The sequence below is a fragment of the Candidatus Zixiibacteriota bacterium genome (assembly GCA_040753495.1).
In the GTDB taxonomy this organism is placed as follows: domain Bacteria; phylum Zixibacteria; class MSB-5A5; order GN15; family PGXB01; genus DYGG01.
On sequence record JBFMEF010000178.1, the window covers coordinates 1 to 22,744 of the forward strand.

A 22,744-nucleotide genomic window follows, 5' to 3' on the forward strand; every position below is an offset into this window, starting at 1 on the left:
CAGATTAGAGGGATGTATGCCGGGGACCGTTCGCGTAAGGAAATCCTGGTGGAGCATGGCTTCAGGCTGCCATCGGCGCTGGATAATCGTCCTTTATTTTTTGAGGAGTTTGAATCGCACATTGACCGGGTGATATTTGTGTCGGCGACTCCCGGGGAGTATGAATTGGAGAAGTCGCAGGGAGTGGTAGTGGAGCAGGTGATTCGGCCCACCGGGCTGTGCGACCCCAAAATATCAGTTCGTCCCCTGGGGAGCCAGGTTGACGATTTGATAGCCGAAATCAGAAAGCGAGTCAGCGCCGGGGAAAGAACGCTGGTGACAACTCTGACCAAGCGCATGGCGGAGGATTTGTCGGAATATTTGAACAAACTGGGGATGCGTGTGCGTTATTTACATAGTGAGATTGATGCTATCGACCGGACCGAAATCATCCGCGACCTGCGGCTGGCCGAATTTGACGTTCTCGTTGGTATCAATCTGCTGCGCGAAGGATTGGATTTACCGGAGGTTTCCCTGGTGGCGATACTGGATGCCGACAAGGAAGGCTTCCTGAGGTCGGAGAGGTCATTGATACAGACCGCCGGAAGAGCGGCGCGTCACAAAAACGGCGAAGTTATATTCTATGCCGACAAAATCACCGACTCCATGCGCAAGGCGATGGACGAAACTGAGCGGAGACGGATAAAGCAGCTGGCGTACAATAAGGAGCATAATATAAATCCGGAAACGATATATAAGACCCGTGAGGAAATATTGCAGGCGACCCGTTTCGCGGACTCCAAGACGGTAGAGGAGAAAAAAATCGAAAAGCCGGACCATTTTGCGGATATGACGGCGGAGGGTAAAATTGCGTTTCTTCTGAAAGCGATGCGCAAAGCGGCGGACAATCTCGAATTTGAAACGGCGGCAGCAATCCGCGATGAGCTCAAAAATCTGAAAATGAACCTTAAGAAAAGCCGGAGTCGCAAGTGAAGTTATATTTCATCCTGAGCGGGATGGTTCTGGCGATAGCATTACTTGTTGGGATATCCTGCGACAAGAAGACTTTCAGCACCGATAGCACTTATGCGGAAGAGATTGAGAGTTTCATAACTGATTCCGATAACGGCAAGGAGCTCTTCTCACAGGAGATTTATGCCCGGGGACCGTTTTCGATAGACGACACCGCCGTCAAATATCTGCTGACGATAGACTCGGTGAAACGAAAAATAAAGGTTCTGATAGGCAGCGCCCCGAAAGATATCCCCCCGTACGATGGGGTATATGACGCTTCGGCGCGGGTTGATGATGATTACTTCGGACGATTGACCAGAATAGTCGGAACCAGTTTCGAGCCGTCATATTTCTTCAAGAGCAATGTTGTGCGCCACGGTTACTTCCTTAAATTGTACGGTGATGCTTATGAATACAGGGGATGGCGCTTTTGGGGATTCAACGGCGCCAATGCGGCGCGGAGGATTGAAGCCTCATCGGGCAATACTTTTGTCGCCGGCGAACTTGTCAGATTTGATGTCAACGCTTCGCCGACGCAACTGCTAAATTTAGCCAATTATCTGCCGGTCGATAATATACCAAATTATCCATATAGCGATTCTTTGATTGTGGTTTCGAGCAATCGCGATGTCGTATCGGTCCGAAACGCCCAGGATAGTCTGATTGCAATCGAATGTCAGATGCAGGGAAGTTCCTATAAAGCCGGTTGGAAACTGGCCGGCGCCACCAACAGATATTATCACCTGCTTACGTTTCAGATTCCGGGGAATCTAATGGTCGATTCCACACTCTCTCCGCCGGAAACAACCCTGGTAAAAACTATGGATTTTCTTATTCCGGTCTCGGTCGGAAATTGAACTACTGCGTTTGAGTTCGTTATTTGCAAGAATATTGAGGGGCAGATTTTGCTTGTTATATCAGGCAGGGATTTCTTAGATTGCTTGAAGTTGCAAAGACTTGAAACTTTTCGAGGAGGTAAGGAATGAAAAATCGCTGGAGCAATCTGGGACTGATGATACTTATGGGAGCAATCCTCATGTCCGGCTTGGTAGGATGCGGCACGCAGATCCCGTCGGGACACCGGGGTGTCTTTTATTATAAATTTGGCGACGGCACCGAGATGGGGAAGATTTATCCGGAAGGGTTCCTGTTCCATTTTCCCTGGAATAATGTATTCCTTTACAAAATCCAGCTGGATGAACGGAAAGAGGATTTGCGAGTATTGTCGGCGGACGGCGCTACCATTGGTTTGGAAGTCAGTATTTGGTATCGACCGATTGTCGACAAACTCGATTCCCTTCAGGTTACCATAGGCCCTCAGTTCTTCGATATTGCCGTAGCCCCGGCGCTGCGCGGGCAGGCGCGGAGTGTCATAGGCCGCTACAAGCCGGAAGAGCTCTATTCGACCAAACGGGAAATCATCGCCTCGGAAATTCTTCACGGGATGCGTGAACAGCTGAAAGACAAATATGTGACGGTGGAGAATGTGATTATACGCGATGTAGGGCTGCCGCAGAAAATATCGGAGGCAATAAATGCCAAACTGGAAGCCGACCAGGAATCCCAGAAAATGCAGTTCATCCTGACCAAGGAAAAGCAGGAGGCGGAAAGGAAACGGATTGAAGCACAGGGAATAGCCGATTTCCAGAAAATAGTTGCCTCTGGGGTGACGCCTTCGCTTCTTACCTGGAAAGGAATTGAAGCGACGCAGAAATTAGCGGAATCACCTAATACAAAAGTTATAGTGATCGGAAACTCCAAAAACGGACTACCGGTGATACTTGATGCTACGGAAAAATAGTATCTCCAGAATTCTGGACCTCAGGAAGTAATCTGCTTAGATGCACCGCGTTGCAGATAAGATGAAAATATAGGGTGTTCCGTTTCAATTGTTTAATTTGCGGCATTAGCTGAAAGACTCAATGGTCAGTTTTTGTCACGGCCATGGATTTAAAGTGTAGATTTAATTATTGTCTGTATCTATTGAGAAAATATATACTTAAATAGACATTGATAATTCTATACTGTTGTTTGAGCAAGACTCTATTGCCATTCGGTCAGATTAACTGACGCATATTATTTGGGGACAATTAGGGCAAGGAAATTGCGTGGAATCTGGGCGGCGGATTCTACCATTTTGCCTGTTAATCGGGCGGTCCGCCGGTTTGGGATAGGAATTAAGACTTTGGATGTCATTTGCAGATTGGTTACTTCGGAACAAGTAAGGAGAACCGGCAGTACGCTGAGCAACATCAGAAAAAATCTTGACTTAGAGCCGATGCAAGGTATATTTACCTTGAATTTAATTGGACGACTGCTTACAGTACTTACAAGCTATAATTGCAATTTAGTCAAGAAGATAAATGGGCTGGATTGGATCCTTTTTTTATCCTCACACAGTAGATTGAATCCTGCCTTTGGGTACTCTGCCGCCGGTTTTATTACTTTACGGTTCACCGATAAATATGTCCTGCGGAGGAATAATGATTAAAACGAAACTGCTGTCAGCGGGAGCGGTTTCCCTGTTATTAATAATTCTTCTGTCCACCGGTAACACATTTGGACAGGCAACAATCTCCCCCAGTTATAAGAGTTCGGGCCAGGCGGCGTCGGTTCCATCCAGTGATGTGCAGACGCCCAATTTATACTGGCCTCCGGAATTCTTTTCTTTTGACCCGGTCGATAGTTTTTACATCTGCCTTGGTTCGACCATTTATGATACCATTGTCGCCACCAGTATTCATTCCGAGCGGATTATCACCATAAGCAAATTGAGCGGACCGGGTGAATTCAGTTCGACGCCGTCACACCCGCCGGCATACGGCTATTTCAGTTTCATGCCGGCCGTTTCCGGCACTTATGATGTAGTGTATGAGGCGAAGGATGACCTCAACCGGACCGCCGTGGCGACCAGAAGCTATGTAGTCTTTATCAATCAGCCCCCATCGATTCTGTCGCGAGACAGTTCCTTTGAGGATTGCTTCCCGCGCGAACTGTACGAATTCGCCATAAGCGCCACCGATCCTGAAAACGACCCGCTAAAATTCAGGCTGTTATCGGATTATGGCGCTATTGACAGTCTGACCGGGCTGCTCCGATTCTCCGAGAATGAAAGCGCCATCCGTTGCTTTACGGTGGAAGTTTCCGACAGTTGCGGCGCCGATACCGCTGAAATCTGCCTTTCCATCACCGTAAACCGCCCTCCCGAAATTTACGGCTTCCATCGCAAATTTGAATTGTGCGGTCCCGATACAATCTGTTTCGACCTGACCGCGTTCGACCCCGACCCGGGGGACTCGGTTGAGATAGTGCAGGTGGAAGGACCGGGCAGCTTTTTCATGATTGACAGTACTACCGGTAGGACATGCTTCTACCCCGAGGCGGTTGATTCGGCCGATTATATCTTCGTTTATTGCGCGACAGACCGTTGCCTGCGCGGCGAGACCGGCGGCACATTGAGAACGCCTCCCTGCGTGGAAGATACGGTCATCATAACGGTCGTTACAGGACCGCCACCCCAGTTGACCTGCGCTGATACCAGCATATTCATCTGTCAGCCGGAGACCTTATGTTTTCCGATCCAGGGGATTCCCGAAGGGGCAAATGTGACTGTGACGCCCTCATCGGCATGGTACAATGCCGCCACCGGTTCAATTTGTTTTTACACTAACTGCACCGTCAACAAGAACCTGGGATTGATAGTCGAGAACGAGTGCGGCGCTGATACCTGTTCTTTTACGGTGTCTGTTACCATGAACCGTCCCCCGACTGTAATGCTGGGCAGAGATACCAGTATTTATTTGTGCGAGACCGGTGAGGTCTGTATTCCGGCCGGGATTTTCGACCCGGATGACAATATTGTAAACATAACTGTAAATCAGAACGGCTACTATAATCCTATTACCGGGATGATCTGTTTTTACCCGGCAAATCATGTTAATGTGTTGATGGTTCTTGCCACTGACGCCTGCGGCGCTAAAGGGATTGATTTCTTGAATGTCACCGTGAATCGGAATGAACCGCCGAAAGTGACTGTCGGTCCCGATACGACCGTATTCCTGTGTGATATGGGAGAAGTCTGCTTTGATGCATCGGTATCAGGCGATGGTGACATAGTATCCATAATGGTGTCTCCGTTTGGCACATATGATTCCATCTCTCATAAAATCTGTTTTGAACCCAACGGGGCGGGAATTTATGATTTCGAATTAAGAGCGACCGACAGCTGTGGCGCCATCGGTTATGACTCCATAAAGGTGACAGTGGAGCCGAACTCGGCTCCTGCGATTTCCGTGGCAGACAGCAGTGTGTTCCTCTGCCGTCCCGAAAATATCTGTCTGCCGACCGGTGTCGGCGATATCGACGGCAATTTGATGTCTGTTTCGGTTAGTGGGGGAGCGGAATTTGCGGGCGGTTATATCTGTTTTACCCCAACCGGCACGGGAGAATATCAATTCATCGTAACTGCTGTCGATTCCTGCGGGTTGCTGGCAGTCGACACCGGAGTGGTCAATGTAATAATCAACTCGGCGCCGGTAGTGACCCTGGGGGATGATTTTACGGCGTTTCGATGCCCTCCTGCCACATTGATATGTATTGACCTGAACAGTTATGACCTGGATGAAAATATTTCAGAGATCGCGACCAATATCGGTTTCTATGATGCCGAGAGCGGACAGATCTGTTACCAGCCGACAGTAAGCGGTGAAGATACAATTGTCGTTACTGTCAGCGACCAATGCTTTGCTTTTGATTCCGACACCATCGTTGTCTCAGTTGTGCTGGGAGAACTGCCCTCTATATCATGCCCATCAGAACCAATAAGTTTTGCAACCTGTGTTCCCGACAGTTTTTGCATTCCGATTGCAGTGACTCCGGAATTGGCGGAGATTACCGTTGTCGGCGGCGAATATAAGAACGGAGAACTATGTTTCTATGCGCCGACTTCGGGCCGTTATGCAATGACAGTTATCGCCGCTAATGAGTGCGGGGTAGATACCTGCCTGGTAGAAGCAGATGTTGAGATAATGCCGCTGCCGAATATTACCTGCTATGAAGGCATAGTAGGCAGGGCTATCTGCGCCCCGGGCGAAGTTTGTCTTGAGCTGCCGATTACTGGTTTCGATTCGGTGACAGTTTCAAAGGGACGCTGGTCGGAGGGGATGCTTTGCTTTACTGCCGACAGCGCCGGACTTTACGAGATTCCTGTAGTAGCGTGGAATAGTTGCGGGTCAGAGACCTGTCTGGTATCAGTAAATGTAGCAATCACCGGGCTGCCGGCGATTGCCTGTCCAACCGAGCCATTTGCCTTTCTCTTCTGCGACATTGATACCGCCTGCTTTGAATTGGGGATCTTTAATAGCGATACCGTAATAGTCGAAGGGGGCGAATGGAAGAATGGCCAAATTTGCGTGGAGATAACGGAGCCGGGACTTACCAGTGTGCGCGTGATTGCCGGCAATGACTGTGGCGCCGACACCTGTATTGTAGCCATCAGCGCCACTCAGATTCCGCTTCCTGCCATCAGTTGTCCAAGTGAAGTAATCGATATCGCGCAATGCGAGTTATCTGAGGTCTGTATAGAATTGCCGATAGAATATGCCACTACCGTGAGCGCCAGCGCCGGAAGCTGGACTGACGGAATGTTCTGCTTTGTCCCGCAGTCGGCGGGACTTAATCAGGTTCAGGTGATAGCCGCTAATCTCTGCGGCGCCGACACCTGCAATCTTTCTTTCAATGTCATCCTTGCGCCAGAAGTAGTATTGACCTGCCCTGATGATACAACTATCACCATCTGCGACCCAATAACGATTTGCCGTCCTGTAGGACTCAACCTTCAAAACGCCGCGATAACCGTATCGCCGATAGGGACGTTTGCCGAAGGGGCGGTCTGCTTTGACGTCGATACTGCCGGAAGTTATCTGATTGAACTCATAGCCGGCACCGATTGCAGCGCCGACACCTGTCTAATCCGAGTTGATGTAAATCATGATTTGGCTCCCAGTGTAATCGCCGAAGAGGTAGATTACTTTATCTGCGATATCTGGGACACGCTCTTTTATCAGATAAAAGCCTCCGACCCGGAAGGATTGCCGCTGGCTTATGAATTGATTCAGGGTCCGGGAGAAGTTAACGCGAGCAGCGGAATAGTAACTTTCCAGGAAGACTCTGCCTGCATTTTGCTGGTTGCTGTCTCCGACGGATGCAGCAGCGATACCGCCGAAATCAGGGTGACGGTGGCTCGGAATTCGGCTCCGGTGGTTACTATGGGCGCGGACAGTACGGTCAGTCAGTGTTTCCTCAATGAAATCTGTATCCCCTTCGATTACTATGATAGTGACGGCAATATTTCTTCTGTCGAGATTCAGAATGGTCATTATGTTGAAGGACGAAATGTAATTTGCTTTACTCCGGAGCAGCCGGGAACATACTATTTGATTGCGACCGTTACGGACAGTTGCGGCGAAAAAGATAGCGATACGAGCGTGGTAACGGTCACACAAGGTGCGTCTGTTGCACTCGAGTGCCCTGGCGATACCGCAATATTCATCTGCGCGCCGGATACCATCTGTCTCCCTGTTGGGGGGATACCAGAAGGCTCCCAGGTAACAGTGACGCCGGCTTCGGCATGGTATGATGCCTCCAGCGGCTCGGTTTGCTTCTACACTAACTGTTCGGTCGTGAAAGACCTGAAGATAAAAGTCCAGAATGATTGCGGCACCGATAGCTGCCTGGTTCGGGCAGATGTAACCATGAATTCCAATCCGATGGTGTTACTGGGTCGAGATACCACGGTGCAACTGTGCCAGCTGAAACATATCTGCGTGCCGGCTGGTGTCTTCGACCTGGACAACAATATAATGCAGATATCGGCGGGACCCGGCTCGAGTTACAATCCAGTTACGGGAACGGTCTGTTTCCTGCCGTCGGCTCCCGGGTGGTACACGCTCATGCTGGTAGCAACCGATTCCTGCGGTAAATCCGGCCTCGACTTTGTGCGCGTTAATGTAATTCTGAATGATTTCCCGCAGGTGATTTCTTCGGAGAATTTGGATATCAACCTTTGCGCTCCTGAGGAAGTCTGCTTCCCGGTGCAAATCACTGACCCCGACAATAATATTGCCAATATAACGGTATCACCGCCGGGGAGATATAACCCGCAAACCGGTATGGTCTGTTTTACGCCGGACTCGGCCCGTATGTACGCCTTCAGTATCACTGCTTACGATTCCTGCGGACTGATGGGGAATGATTCTACTTGGGTGCGCGTTACTTTCGGGGCGGCGGCCAGCCTGCAATGCCCACCGGACACAAATATTTTCCTTTGCGCGCCGGGCAATGTCTGCCGACCGGTAGGAGTGGTCCCGCCAAATTCGTCGGTTACAGTTTCTCCGATAGGCGTCTATCAGAACGGCTGGATATGTTTCAATGCCGACACGGCAGGCCTCTACGAAATCAAAGTAATTGCCGCCAGTGACTGCGGGGCAGATACCTGTTCGTTTAGAGTCAGGGTTGAGTTAAACCAGGGACCGTCTGTCGACGCCGGACCGGACACCACATACTTCCAGTGCAATTTCTCCCAGATTTGCAGAACCATAGCGGCAACAGACCCGAATAATAATATTCAGAATATTACAGTTTCTGCTCCGGGAACCTATAACGCCCAGACCGGCCAAATCTGTTTTACTCCTGCCGCGGCGGGGCAGTATTGCCTGATTGTGACCGTCACCGATATCTGCGGACTTGCCGGTAAGGATACGGTCTGCATTACCGTTACTACCGGAGCAGTGGCAAACATCGAATGCCCGACCGGTCCCTACACAAGACACGCATGCAGCGCAGGAAATATCTGCGTGCCGCTGGTGTTCACGCCGAGCACGGCAGTTGTCTCAGTTTCATACGGTACCTACAGTAATGGTCAGGTCTGCTTCCGAGCGGACACCGCCGGTACATATAGAATAACGGCTATTGCTACCGCCCCTTGCGGCGCCGATACCTGTCTGTTAACGGTCAATGTTATCTTCGACCCGAAGGCAGATATAACATGTCCCGATAGCCCTACGTCAGTATCCCTCTGCAAGAAGGACACGGTGCGGGTGCTTCTGCCGATAACGCCATCAAACGCCACTGTGACTGTTTCCCCAATAGGATATTACAATTCCGCCACCAGCCGGGTAGTTTTCTATGCCGACACTTCCGGCACCTACCGGCTGCGCGTCATAGCAACCGCCCCCTGCGGAGCCGACACTTGTTTGGTTACGGCGATAGTAAATATCGGCTCGGCGGCTCAGGTCACCTGCCCGGGCGATATCGACACCACCGTTTGTCCGGCGACGACCACACAGATCTGTTTTCCTCTCCAGGTGACTCCTGCCGGCGCGACCGTTACGATTACACCTTCGGGAAATTATGGCGGCGGCATTGGTTGTATACCGATAAATGGCGCCGGAACATACCCGGTACGAGCGATTGCATCGACTACCTGCGGCGCGGACACTTGTGACTTCAACATCGTGGTTCGCGGTAATCAGGCGCCGCAGTTAACGGTTCCGGAAAATCTGCTTCTGCCGGGATGTCTTGAGGATATCGAAGAAATCTGTATCGACGGCATATTTGCGACTGACCCTGACGGTGACATTCTGACCATTACCAAAGTATGCGGACCCGGCATATACCAGAGTGTCAGAAGCGACAGCGGCCGTGTCTGCTTTACCCCGACCAGTATCGATACCACTTATGAGTTTTGCTTTGAGGCGACCGACGGCTGCAATAAGGTGACCGGGACGTTTAATGTAACGATATATCCATCCAGCACCTGCGCCACCTGTGTCGAGATTTCGATAAAGACCGATTCCTGCTACATCGTGGGCGCGACCGTGCCGGTAAAACTTATGGTCGAAACGATGGAACCGATAGGCGGATTCGACCTGCTGGTCAGTTATGATGCCTCGGTAATGTCGTTCCTGTATGTGACCAAAGGAACGGCCATCAGCGGCTGGGAATATTTCACCTACCGAGTCGGTAACGCGGGTGGCTGTACCGCCTGCCCATCCGGGCTGGTGCGCATTGTGGGAATCGCCGACCAGAATGACGGTCCTAATCATCCTCCGCAGGAGCAGCTCAGCCCGCAGGGATTGTTGGCAATAATCACCATGCGTATCGCCAACGACCAGAATCTCGGAGGATATTTCCTGCCAATCAGCTTCTATTGGCAGGATTGCGGCGATAACGCCTTTACCGATCCTACCGGGACTTATCTGTACCTGGACGCCCGAATTTATAACAGCAGCGGTTCTATATTATGGGACGAAGGGGATGATACCCAATTTCCGGAGTCTTCCCGTCCCTATGGCTTGGGAGCTGTCGATTCCTGCATGGAAGGAGACAAAATCACGCCGATTAGATGCCTTGATCTATTCAACGGCGGTATCTGTGTAAAGCATCCAGATTCCATTGACGCCCGCGGTGATGTCAATCTCAACGGCGTTGCCTACGAAATAGGGGATGCCGTGGTATTGACCAACTTCTTCCTTTATGGATTAAAAGCCTTCACCGTGAATGTTGCCGGTCAAACGGCGGCCTCAGATGTCAACGCCGACGGCATGGTTCTCACCGTTGCCGACCTGGTTTATCTGGTGCGTGTGATTACCGGTGATGCCCCGCCGCTGCCGAAGCTGTCGCCATATCAGGCGTCTGTAGCGCTCAACGCGCTCGACAAAGATGACCGCGTCTCAATTTCCCTCGACAGCGAGCATCCCGTCGGGGCGGGACTTCTGGTGTTCCGCTATGAAGGTGTCACCCCTCGTATTCCGGTTCTCGCCACAGGCGCATCGCTTATGGATATGGAATATCTGATTACCGAGAATGAAGTCAGGGTGTTGATTTACAGCTTTGACCTCGGGGTGATGATTAAAGAGGGTAAAGCCGATATTCTGGAACTCGGTTATGACGGCAACGGCACAATGACGCTGGCGGAGGCATCATTCAGCACTTACTACGGTGAGTTGCTTTCCACCAAGTATGGAAACGCCATAATGCCTGAGTCGTTTGAATTGGCGCAGAATTATCCCAATCCATTCAATCCTTCCACCACTATCGAGATGACGGTGCCGATAGCATCTTCATGGCAGATTACGATATTTAATGTCAATGGGCAGATTGTGAAGCGGTACACCGGAGATTGCGAAGCCGGAGCGGTCACTGTCAACTGGGACGGACGGAATGAAAGCGGCCAATTGGTTACCTCGGGGATTTATCTGTACCGAGCCGAGGCGGCTCAATTCAGCGCCACCAAGAAAATGATGTTGCTCAAATAAAGTTCTGCCCCTTTGTTTGATGCATTAAGGCGGGTCGGCTCCGAGAGCCGACCCGTTTCATTTATGGTAAGAACCGCCGTGCATAATGGAGAACGCCCGATAGAGTTGCTCCAGCAGAACGGGGCGAACCAATTGATGCGACATGGTCAAAGGGGAGAGGGCAAGCACCAGCCGGGCACGTTCGAGTATAGATTTGTCCAGACCATAAACGCCTCCAATAATAAAATCAATGGCGGATGAATGCTGTAATTCTCCCTTCAATTTCTCTGAAAGCGCCTTAGAATCGAAGAGGCGTCCCTTATCCGAGAGGGCAATGACAGTGTTGCGACCGATACTGGCAGAGATTAGAGCCGCCTCGGCGCGCCGTAGCTGCTCCGGTAAGAGGTTTTTGCCGCCTTTGATATCGGGAAGATTCTTAATAGTAACGGAAGCAAACCGCTTCAGGAATTTGAGGTACTCCCGAACCGACATTTCAACCCACTCTTCTTTATTCTTTCCGACGGAAATAATGGTGAGGCGATACATTATGCCGACAGAGACTTGATATAGACCTTGCGGGTGCGCGGTCCATCAAATTCGCAGAATAGAATCCCCTGCCAGGTCCCGAGGAGAAGCTGGCCGTTCTCTACAATTATGGTGAGGGAATGACCGACAAGGGACGATTTAATATGGGCGTCAGAATTACCTTCGGAATGTTGATAGGCATCATCCCGAGGAAAAACAGAGCGAAGTTTAAAAAGGATGTCCCGTTTTACGTCGGGGTCGGCATTCTCATTGATAGTGATAGCGGCAGTGGTATGCGGAACAAAAACTGCCAGCAGCCCATCCCGGACATTCAATCTTTCCACCAGGGCCTGAATCTGCGAGGATAGGTCAATAATCTCTTCGCGCGCGCGGGAATGAACTGTCAGCACTTCAGTTTTCAAAGAGAGCTTCCACGAATTCCTTGGGGTCGAAGGGCTGAAGGTCATCGATTTTCTCACCGATGCCGATAAAATCGACCGGCACGGAGAGTTCTTCCGCGATGGCAATGATGACGCCGCCTCGGGCGGTACCATCCAGTTTGGTAATGACAAGGCTGTCGCAACCGACTGTTTCCGTGAAAATCTTTACCTGAGAAAGGGCATTCTGTCCGGTGGTGCCGTCAATAACCAGGGTCGCCTTGATCTGTTCAGGAGGAACCACTTTTTCAGTGACGCGACGAATTTTGCGAAGCTCTTCCATCAGGTTGGCTTTGGTGTGCAGGCGCCCCGCGGTATCGACCAGCAGATAATCGATATTCTTATTTTTGGCGGAAGTGGCGGCATCAAAAGCAACCGAAGCCGGGTCAGCGCCGGACTGCGCTCTCATGAAATGAACGCCGGAGCGTTCCGCCCAGATGGCAAGTTGGTCAACGGCGGCGGCGCGGAATGTGTCGCAGGCGGCTATCATAACTTCCTTCCCCTGAGACTTCAAATAATGAGCGAGCTTACCTACGGTTGTAGTCTTACCGGTGCCGTTCACTCCTGTAATGAGCCAGACCAGAGGACGGGAGTTTTCTGTAGATAATGCCGCCGACGGCTGCCGTGCCAGGATTCCGGCGATTTCGGCTTTGAGCAGGCGGAGCACCGAGTCTTCGTCGTTCAGTCCGCTCTCGCTTGCCTGACGATGGAGATGCTCAATAATTTTCTGGGTCGCCCTGACGCCTACGTCGGCTTTCAAGAGTGCCTCTTCAATGTCATCAATCAAGGCGTCATCAATTTTCCTGCCGCTTATCAACCGGCCTATTTTACCCAGAAGATTGTCCCGGGTCTTAGACAATGACTCCTTGAGCTGCTTCAGTCTGGAAAACATATCAAGGAAGACTAACCAAGCTCATTGTCAGCCGTTTTGATTCTGAAGTCGGATGAGATTCGCTCTTGAATGGAATCAGGAATATCCGGCTCCAGGTCGCTTACAGAGGTGTTGATTAGCGATTTCTCCGGTTCTTCGCTGAAGCGTACCGACACCACTCTTGAGACTCCGGGCTGTTCCATTGTTACGCCGTAGAGGACATCGGCCGCTTCCATGGTAATCTTGTTATGGGTGATAATGATAAACTGCGTCTGGTCGGAGAACGCCTTTATCATTTTGAGAAAACGATGGATATTGGCGTCATCAAGCGGGGCATCAATCTCATCCAGAATGCAGAATGGAGAAGGCTTCACCAGGTAAATGGCGAACAGGAGAGAAATAGCCGTCAGCGCCCTTTCGCCTCCCGACATCTGAGCGATAGATAGAAGTTTCTTACCGCGCGGGCGGGCAATAATCTCGATTGGAGATTCCAACGGGTCGTTTTCATCAATCAATCGAACATCGGCTTCACCGCCAGTAAATAGCTCCTCAAAGACCTTGCGGAAATTCTCCCGGACTTTCCCCAGAGTTTCGACAAAGAGATTCTTTGCCGTGGTATTTATCTTGATGATAGTGCTCTGCAGAGTTGACTTGGCATTCAAGAGGTCATTCATTTGGGCGGTCAAGAATTCCTGTCGTTCTTTGGCGACACGATATTCATCCAGCGCAAGTAGATTGACCGCGCCATAGGCTTTGACAGCATCCTTTAACTCATGCAATTTTGCAAGTTGCAACTCCGGCGGAACCGACGGGTCGGGATTCGCGGGCGACTCAAGTTCTATGTTCAGGTCATGTTCATTTAAGACCTTGTCGATGATATTCCGGCACTCCGATTCGATTTCTGTCAGGCGCAGCTCCAATTTGTGAAGGCGGTCAAGCGATTCCTCTCGTGATTGCCGCAGAGTCTTTATTTCTTTCTCCCGGGCGCCGATATTTTCGAGAAGGGCGGAGTGCTGGTCGCGAATTTCAATCTGACGGGCGCTGATTTGGTTGCGTTCGTCAAAAACAGCCTTCAACTCGGTCTCCAGGGAAATTATCTGCGCTCCGGTATCTTCAAACTCGAGGGCGGCGGTCTCGATTTCAGATGACTTGGTCTTAAGAGTGTTTTCGATTTCATCTATGAGTTCGCGGGTATGCTGCAGCTGGGTTTCGACCTGCCGCTGCCGGCTCTTCAGTTCGATAAGGTTTATCTGCAATCCCGACATCCGCGATTGCAATTTTTCGGATTCCGTTTCATACTCAGATATCCGGGCTTCTTCAGCGGTGATGGCGCCAAGAAGTGTCGCTTTTTCCGTTTCGAGTTGGTCATAATTGAGGGTGAGGTCGTACTGTCTGGTGCGCAACGTTGCAAGACGCTCGGTCAGGTGGGCCGATTCCGATTCGACTCTGGATATTTCATTATTGACGGCAATCGCTTCCGCTTCCAGCTGAGCCGACTGCTGGCGAAATTCGTTTAATTTTTCCTGGCAGAGCTCGATTTCGTTCAAGGTCTCTTTCAGGTCGCCCTGATTTCTGCCAAGCGCGGTAGTCAGTTCGCTTCGAGAACTGCGCAGGAATGCGAGACGCGAAGCGTATGACTTAATCGCTTCCTCTTCGGCGCGAATCTTGTCCTGTCGTCCCAGAAGGGAGAGTCCTTCGAAGGAACCGCCGGAGATAAGATAGGTGCCGTTAAGCAATCTGCCATCCGTGGTTACAACAAAGAGATAAGGGGGAAGCGCTGCGGCGATTAAATCAGCGGAGTCCGGTCGGCAGACAGCCACTCTGCCAAGCAGCAACTGGGTGAGCCCAGACATCTGCTCCGGCGCCGAGACAAACCGGTCCGCCCAGCCGAGAAAGCCATCCGATGCAATCTCGGGACGCTTTATTTCGGCGGGGAAGGAGATATCGCCGGAGACAATAATACCGGCTTTACCTTTCTTCTCGCGCTTTAAGTAGTCGATAATCTGATGAGCGGTATGGCGGTCACGGCAAATAAGATAACCAGCCATGTCGCCAAGAGCGGCATCGAGAGCGTCTTCATATCCGGCATGTGGAACCAGAAAATCGGCGACCGTCCCCAGCAATCCTGGCCAGAGAGCGCGGTTTTCAAAGACCGCGACCACGCCAGAACTATATCCCTCGAAATGGGTGATCATATCAATAAGAAGCTTCTTGCGGGCTTCTGAGGCTTCCAGATTGGCCGTTAGTTCCACCAGCTCTCCCGACATTGTCTCCGATTGTTCGAGTAGGTCGGCAATGCTTTTTTCCAGTTCGGATTTGCGAGCTATCAGAGTTGCCAGCAACGTTTCCTGTTCCGACAGGCCGCGGGAGGTGTCGCTCAGTTTTGATTTCAAGCTGCCTTCACGGACCTGTGCCAATTCCAGACTCTGGGAAAGCGCGGCAAGGCGCTGATTCAAATCGGATTCCAACTCCTTGAGATTATAATCGTCGCTTTTTCCCGCGGAGAGACGGCTCTCCAGATTAAGCAGTTTTTGAGCCAGTTCCTCTTTAGCTTTTCTGGCGTCGAGCAATCGGGTATCGGCCCCCCCGGCGAACGCTTCCGCCTCGGCAAGTTGACTCTGTCCCTGTTCGATTTCCTTGAGCGTTTCCTGAATCTGCTTCTCATAATCCGTAATCTGATAGAGGAGATGCTCCTTTCGCTTTTGGAGAGCGTCAATGTCGAGCAGGTTGCGCTCCCGGCTTTCGCGGGCATGGTCCCGTTTTGCCCGAATGACAGAGATCTGTTTCTCCAGCGCATGCGCCGCTTCCGACTTTTCATAAACTTCCGCAGAAATTTGCGAGAGACGGCGGTCGATTTCGGAAAGCTGACGGCGCTCTTCCTCCTGACGGGCGGTCAGGGAGTCAATGGAGGCATCAAATCCGGCGCGGGCATCAAGCGCCTGGTCACGCTGCCTTGTCTTTTCCTGCCTTTCTTCCTTTAAACTGTCGAGAGTTCCTTTATTGAGGTATATATCCCAGGCTTTGATTTCATCGGTCATTTTTTGATACCGTTCCGCCCGTTTCATCTGGCGGCTAAGGGAAATCACCTGAGAATTAATTTCCGCCACAATATCTTTGAGGCGGGTCAGGTCCTGTTCAGTTGCTTCCAGTTTGCGCAGAGCAGCCTTCTTGCGGTTCTTATATTTGGAAATTCCGGCAGCCTCTTCAAAAAGAAAGCGGCGGTCATCGGTGCGATCCGAAAGAATGGCGTCTATCATATCCTGTTGAATTACGGAATAGACATGCGCCCCAATACCGGTGTCCATGAGAAGGTCGGCGATATCTTTGAGACGGCAGGGAACTTTATTAAGAAGATATTCCGATTCGCCGGAGCGGAATAAACGACGGGTAATTTGAACTTCGTTGTACTCTGTAGGAAGAATGCCGCGATTGTTTTGAATAACGAGCGTTACCTCGGCCATACCCAGCGGTTTGATATCGCGCGTGCCATTGAAAATGACTTCCTCCATTTTGGTGCCCCGCAAAAGCGACACCCGCTGCTCGCCCAGGACCCAGCGAATGGAGTCGAGTATATTGGTTTTGCCGCAGCCGTTGGGACCGACTATTGCGGTCACGCCTCGGGTCAGCTTGACGACTGTCTTATCGGGAAAAGATTTAAATCCAAGAAGTTCCAAACGCTTAAGGTACACAAAGCCTCCGGAAATCAGTTATGATTTTTGTCAGGACGGGCCGGCGTTTCAGTCCGGAATTGTCCGATCATTTCGATGATTGATTTGTAAATGTTTTTTTCATCACGAAGAAATTTGCTGCGAATCTCAAAGTTGTAATAAGGATGACCCAATGAACTGCAGCCGCCGATGCGGACCGCCTCCGGAAAAGAAAGAAGTACCGACTGAACAAATTGATTGGGATTTAAATTCAGGTCGAGTATCAGGTCATATTTGTTCTTCTTGAGGGCGCTGATATAATTCTTCTTTGCCAGTCCGCTCCAGCTCAAGTGGTCTGTCGAAGGAGTCATGATGCGATACCCCTTTCGAGGGAAAATTCCGTAGACCTGGCTGCCCGGCGCCGCCAGAAGGTAGATTTCGCAATCAGCGAAGATGCGGGATATCTCGGGCAGGAACTGCTTTATCATGGTCAGTTCTTTCTGGTCGGCGGGAAGACAGACCATAATATTGCGCGTACTGAGAAGGTCCAAAGGGAGGTTGATAACCGTGCCGGTATGACGGCGCGCCAAATGGCGGAGACGAAAAGAAGCGACGATGGTTTTCAAACCGGCCATTACTGGGAACCTCCCCCCAACTCGAAGAAACTCGCCTTATTCTGGTGATTGATTTCCAGCGCCCGGATTGGCTTGCCGGAGGGCGAAAGAGGCTTGAGAGCAGTATCATTCAGCTTGTATTCCGCTCCGGCAGGATTACCGGCCGAAATTTGAAAGCGGTTGATAGCGGTAAAATCGTGCATTGTGCCCGGCTGGAGGTTATCCATGAGGACCGTATCGCCATCAGCAACTATCAAAAACCAGCAGGTCTCTTTGACCGTTATCTTCAGATGCAAGCGGTTGTCTTCCAGAGTCAGCTCTTCAAGGCTGTCATTCATCAGCGAATCTGTTTCAATAAGCGAAGAATCGACCACGGTAAGGAGTGTCGTATCCTCCGGCGACGCTTTTTCCGCCTCTGCGCTGCTGGGAAGCTCCCCTTTGAAAATCAACACCACCACCAGGGCGACCACCACCAGCACCCCGACAATGAACCAGAGCCCCTTCCGCGAATTCCGGGATGTTGAGGCATTGTTGGCAAGAGAGGTCGGTTTATCAGATGTAGAAGCATTCTCCGCAGCAGAATTTGGCTCCGGAGACTCCTCCACAATTTTGCTGCCGAAAAGCTCATCGGCATCAAAGCCGAGCTCTTTGGCGTAGGAACGGGCAAAAAGGTCATAGTAAATCGGGGAGAAGAAGGCTTTGACATCCCCCTCTTCAATTGCCTCGATGTTTTTCTCAAGGATTTTTGTCTCCGCCGCCATGGTTGCTATATCGCGGCCCAGTTCAATCCTTTTTGCTTTCAGGATTTCCCCGATTTCTTTGTACAGATATTTCATTTTGCCTTTAATTCAGAGTAAATTTTACCTGCCAAATAATCCAAAAGGGTCATCGGCAGACCGATAACATTATCAATATTTCCCTCTACTCTGTCAACTAAAAAACCGCCGGCATTCTGTATGCCATATGCCCCGGCTTTGTCGAGCGGCTCGCCGGTCCGAATATAGGCTTTAATCGCCTCATCAGAGACTTCTTTGAAGAATACGTCACTAAGTTCCGAACCGATAACAGCGGCATGCCGGTGACTTTGCAGAGAGACGGCGGAGCAAACAGTATGCTTTTTTCCGGAGAGAGCGCGGAGCATCTGGAAGGCATGGTCAGGAGAACTGGGCTTGCCGAGGATTTTTCCTTCAAGAATCACGATGGTATCGCATCCGATGATGATTTCATCGGGAGTCGTCAATGGCAGCACCGCTTCCGTCTTGAGGAATGACAGTCGTTCGGCATATCTGACCGGGTCCTCAGCAAGATGGTTATTTTCATCGATATCAGGAATCAGCTGCCGGAAGGGAATCGCATTTTCCTCAAGAAGAGAGACTCTTCGCGGCGAGCCGGATGCCAGTACAAGTCGATAACGGGACAGCAGGCTGCGAATATTAGAATAATTCCTGGTCATCGAGGATTATGGTAACGGGACCATTATTTGTTAGGGTCACTTTCATTTTTGCCGCGAACCGTCCGGAAGCGGTCTTCAATCCGGCCTGCCGGAACTCATCAACGGTACGATTATACATCTTCTCGGCTTCTGTTGGGGGCATTGCTGTATCAAAGCCGGGACGGCGTCCCCGGCGGCAATCGGCGTACAGGGTGAATTGCGAGACAACCAGAAGCTCCCCTTTTACGTCCAATATGGAAAGATTCATTTTCCCCTGGTCGTCCTCGAAGATTCTTAGGTTCAGGCACTTATCCACCATCCGTGAAATCCGGGAGGGGTCATCATCTCTGCGATAGCCGCAAAGTATGACAAGTCCCCGTCCAATGGAACCGACAGCATCCTCATCAACGGTCACGGATGCGCTATCTACTCTTTGAATGACAAACCGCATATATTTGCATCGCCAATATATGTAATAGATAACCTGGCGCAACCGAATATGATTGCGAGAAATTGTTTTACTTATTATTTTTGAGGCAAGTTTCAGAACGAAAGGCGGCGCATCGAAATGGAATTCGAGAAAATCTCGCTGGGAATTGACATCGGCTCGATATCGGTAAAGGTTGCGGTTATTGACGAATCGGGGCGGATAGTCAAGACCGTTTACAGGCGATTTCATGGCCGCCCCTATCAAACCCTTCAGAGTCTACTGGAAGAGGAGTTTGCCACATACCTTAGCTCAGAGGTGCATCTGGGGTTTACCGGCATTGGGGCACGAACGGGGGTTAAGATTCTCGGAGGTGTTGCCCTGGGGGAAATTCCGGCCCTCTCCGCCGCAAATTATCGTCTGGCGCCGAACGTGCGGACTATCATCGAGATGGGGGGCGAGAGCTCCAAATATATAGAGATTGATGCCTCGCAGCAGACCGTGGTAGATTTCAGCATGAATAATCTATGCGCGGCCGGCACCGGTTCGTTTCTGGACCAGCAGGCGGGGCGACTAAAAATATCGATTGAGAAAGAATTCGGGCAGATGGCGCTCAAGTCGCAGCATCCGCCACGTATTGCCGGACGCTGTTCGGTGTTTGCCAAGTCCGATATGATACACCTGCAGCAGATTGCCACACCAGATTATGATATTGTAGCCGGCTTATGTTTCGCGGTGGCGCGCAATTTCAAGAGCGCAATAGCGCGCGGCAAGAAGTTCACGCCGCCGGTGGCATTCGAAGGAGGGGTTGCGGCTAATCCGGGTGTGGTGCGCGCCTTCAAAGAGATTCTTGAGATTGAAGACAGGCAGTTTATCATACCTGAGAAATTTAATGTCATGGGGGCAATCGGCGCGGCGCTGCTGGCAAGAAAAGCTGGACCTGAATCAATAGCAGTAGTGGAACCGGAAAAAATAGCGGGGTATCTGAAATTCCGCGAGATTCCCAAAAGCGGCAAGGTGAGGCTGACCTTTGATTTCCCGGAGTTCAAGCATTACGGGATAACTTCGGAAAAGTATGGGAAGGTATCGGACGGTCTGGATGTCTTTCTGGGAATTGATGTCGGCTCGCTATCGACCAATCTGGTGCTTATCGAACGGGATAAGAAAGTGGTGGCGCGCCGATATTTGATGACCGAAGGGCGTCCAATTGAGGCGGTGCGCCGCGGTTTAAGCGAAATCGGCGAAGAAGTCGGGGATAGAGTCATCGTGAGAGGGGTCGGCACAACCGGCTCGGGGCGATATTTGACCGGGGATTTTGTCGGGGCAGATATTGTGAAGAATGAGATTACCGCCCAGGCAACAGCCGCTATCAATATCGACCCCACGGTAGATACGATCTTTGAAATCGGAGGACAGGACTCCAAATATATTTCCCTTCATAACAAAACAGTCATCGACTTCGAGATGAATAAAGCCTGTGCCGCCGGAACCGGTTCCTTTCTGCAGGAACAGGCGGAGAAATTAGCCATCAACATCGAGAAGGAGTTTGGGGACCTGGCGCTGAAGGCGGAATGCCCGGTGGGGTGCGGCGAACGGTGTACTGTCTTTATGGAATCAGACCTGGTAAGCCATCAGCGTGCCGGGGCGGAGACCGATGATTTGGTCGCCGGACTGGCTTATTCTATCGCCTCGAACTACCTGACTAAAGTAGTCGGTGACCGTAAAGTGGGAGATAATATTTTCTTCCAGGGGGGAGTTGCCTGGAATAAAGGGGTGGTGGCGGCTTTTGAAGGATTGACCGGCAAGAAAATCACGGTGCCGCCGCATCACGACATTACCGGCGCTATCGGGGCGGCGATATTGGCGATGGAAAGCGACCGGGGCCATAAAAGCAGGTTTAAGGGATTTGACCTTTATAAGAGAGAATATAAAATTTCCACTTTTCCCTGCCCGGATTGCTCCAACCTGTGCGAGATACGCAAGGTAGAAGTGGAAAACGAAGAGCCGCTATATTATGGAAGCCGCTGCGAGAAATATGATGTCAGCCGGCAGGAGAAGAAAACTACCGGAAGAGATTTCCAGAATCTAAGACAGCAATTCTTATATAAGCGATATATCTCTTTTGAGAAACCATCGCGGTACCGGGGGAGAGTCGGAATGCCCCGCGTCCTGCATTTTTTCGAGTATTATCCATACTGGAAAGCGTTTTTTGAATCACTGGGATTTGAGGTGGTCAATAGCGACCTTTCGAACCATGACATAGTTGAAGAGGCGCTGGAGAAGTTCACAGCCGAAACCTGTTTTCCGATAAAGATGGCGTTCGGGCATGTCGCCAATCTGATCAAAAAGAAGGTTGATTACATATTCTTGCCGGGAATAATCCGGTTCCAGAGCGGCGACCCTGATGATGAGTATGGCAGTTATATCTGCCCTTATGTCCAATCGATTGGGAATACAATTTCAGCCCGGTTTGATTTTGCCGCCGAGGGGATTCAGTTTATAGGAACGCCGATTCGTTTGCAGAGAGATATCACAAAGATGGTCAACCAGTTAGAGCCAATATCTAACGTGATGCATTTAAAGGAACGCGAGGTGAGGAAAGCTGCTGATTGCGGGATGAAAGCGTATGACCTCTTTCAAAGGAGGCTTCAGGAAGCGGGCAGGGACTTTCTGGAGGGTCTTCAGCCGGGCGAGAAATGCGCCGTGATTGTCGGTCGCCCTTACAACAGCTTTGACCGACGTCTCTCGCTGGAGATACCCGATAAGATTCGCAAAATGGGGATAAAGACCATCCATATTGATTTTCTGCCGCTCGACCTCGGGAGTCAAGACCTTTCATCGATGTACTGGCTTTATGGCCGCAAGATTTTGGCAGCGGCAAATTTCATAAGGAAACATCCCAATCTTTACGCCATTTATTTGACATCGTTCGGATGCGGACCTGATTCTTTTATAACCCACTTTTTCCGTCGGCATATGTCCGGCAAGCCTTACTTGCAGCTGGAAATGGATGAGCATTCAGCCGATGCCGGAATGATAACCCGGGTCGAGGCATTTCTGGATTCGCTGCGATTCTATGAATACAAACCGCCCATCACTGAATTCACTCCCGCTGATCGAAGCTTTTCTCCGGCGGAGAGGACGATTTTCATACCCAATATGTGCGACCATGCTTATGCTATCAGGGCTGCTTTTGTCAGATGTGGAATTAAGGCAGAAGTGATGGAGGAGCCGAATGAAGAGAGTTTGCGGTTAGGGAAGAAGTTCACCTCCGGTAAAGAGTGTTTCCCCTGCGCGGTGACAACCGGCGATATGATTCGAAAATTGTACTCCAAAGATTTCGACCCGGCGCGGGCAGTCTTCTTTATGCCGGGCGCTGATGGTCCCTGCCGCTTTGGACTGTACAGCCAGTATCATCGAATAGTCCTCGATGAATTGGGTTACAAAAATGTGCCTATTTATTCGCCCAATTCGCGCTCAGCTTATAGTGACTTCGGTTTAGA

General features: G+C 50.7%; 13 protein-coding genes. 5 read left to right on the forward strand and 8 right to left on the reverse strand.

Going from position 1 to position 22,744, the window contains the following annotated elements:
- From AB1690_11630 to AB1690_11645, 4 genes are all read left to right on the forward strand, one after another.
- Positions 1-972: helicase-related protein (locus AB1690_11630; protein ID MEW6015961.1), on the forward strand; the 972-nt coding region annotated here is incomplete at its 5' end.
- Complete coding sequence (locus tag AB1690_11635; protein ID MEW6015962.1) at positions 969-1,850, forward strand: hypothetical protein; 882 nt, start codon at positions 969-971, stop codon at positions 1,848-1,850. The genes AB1690_11630 and AB1690_11635, both read left to right, overlap by 4 nt.
- A gap of 125 nt (positions 1,851-1,975) precedes the next feature.
- On the forward strand, positions 1,976-2,794 hold the full coding sequence (locus AB1690_11640; protein ID MEW6015963.1) for a prohibitin family protein: 819 nt from the start codon (positions 1,976-1,978) through the stop codon (positions 2,792-2,794).
- Positions 2,795-3,476: 682 nt separating this feature from the next.
- Positions 3,477-11,309, forward strand: a complete 7,833-nt coding sequence (locus AB1690_11645; GenBank protein ID MEW6015964.1) for a FlgD immunoglobulin-like domain containing protein — start codon at positions 3,477-3,479, stop codon at positions 11,307-11,309.
- Positions 11,310-11,366: 57 nt separating this feature from the next.
- Here AB1690_11645 and AB1690_11650 read toward each other — a convergent pair whose 3' ends face one another.
- From AB1690_11650 to dtd, 8 genes are read right to left on the reverse strand one after another with little or no spacing between them, the layout of a single operon-like run.
- Entirely contained in the window at positions 11,367-11,834 is a 468-nt protein-coding gene (locus AB1690_11650; protein MEW6015965.1) for a 23S rRNA (pseudouridine(1915)-N(3))-methyltransferase RlmH, read from the reverse strand.
- Positions 11,834-12,235: a secondary thiamine-phosphate synthase enzyme YjbQ gene (locus tag AB1690_11655; GenBank protein MEW6015966.1), complete on the reverse strand. Its 402-nt coding sequence runs from the start codon at positions 12,233-12,235 to the stop codon at positions 11,834-11,836. The genes AB1690_11650 and AB1690_11655 overlap by 1 nt, the downstream gene beginning before the upstream one ends.
- Positions 12,225-13,109, reverse strand: coding sequence for a signal recognition particle-docking protein FtsY (gene ftsY, locus AB1690_11660; protein ID MEW6015967.1), 885 nt, complete (start codon positions 13,107-13,109; stop codon positions 12,225-12,227). The genes AB1690_11655 and ftsY overlap by 11 nt, the downstream gene beginning before the upstream one ends.
- 44 nt (positions 13,110-13,153) lie before the next feature.
- Positions 13,154-16,810 carry a chromosome segregation protein SMC gene (gene smc / locus AB1690_11665; protein ID MEW6015968.1) on the reverse strand — a complete coding sequence of 1,219 codons (3,657 nt, stop codon included), beginning with the start codon at positions 16,808-16,810 and terminating at the stop codon, positions 13,154-13,156.
- Between the two features lie 14 nt (positions 16,811-16,824).
- The gene (locus AB1690_11670; GenBank protein MEW6015969.1) at positions 16,825-17,403 is read right to left on the reverse strand and encodes a hypothetical protein; all 579 of its coding nucleotides are present in this window, start codon (positions 17,401-17,403) and stop codon (positions 16,825-16,827) included.
- Positions 17,403-18,218 carry a RodZ domain-containing protein gene (locus tag AB1690_11675; protein ID MEW6015970.1) on the reverse strand — a complete coding sequence of 272 codons (816 nt, stop codon included), beginning with the start codon at positions 18,216-18,218 and terminating at the stop codon, positions 17,403-17,405. The genes AB1690_11670 and AB1690_11675 overlap by 1 nt, the downstream gene beginning before the upstream one ends.
- Complete coding sequence (locus AB1690_11680) at positions 18,215-18,835, reverse strand: Maf family protein (GenBank protein MEW6015971.1); 621 nt, start codon at positions 18,833-18,835, stop codon at positions 18,215-18,217. Before AB1690_11680 ends, AB1690_11675 begins: the two co-directional genes overlap by 4 nt.
- Positions 18,816-19,265 (reverse strand): D-aminoacyl-tRNA deacylase, encoded by a 450-nt coding sequence (gene dtd, locus AB1690_11685; protein ID MEW6015972.1) that lies wholly within the window; start codon positions 19,263-19,265, stop codon positions 18,816-18,818. Before dtd ends, AB1690_11680 begins: the two co-directional genes overlap by 20 nt.
- A gap of 117 nt (positions 19,266-19,382) precedes the next feature.
- Here dtd and AB1690_11690 point away from each other — a divergent pair.
- Positions 19,383-22,744, forward strand: a 3,362-nt coding sequence (locus AB1690_11690) for an acyl-CoA dehydratase activase (protein ID MEW6015973.1), incomplete at its 3' end; no start/stop codon positions are given.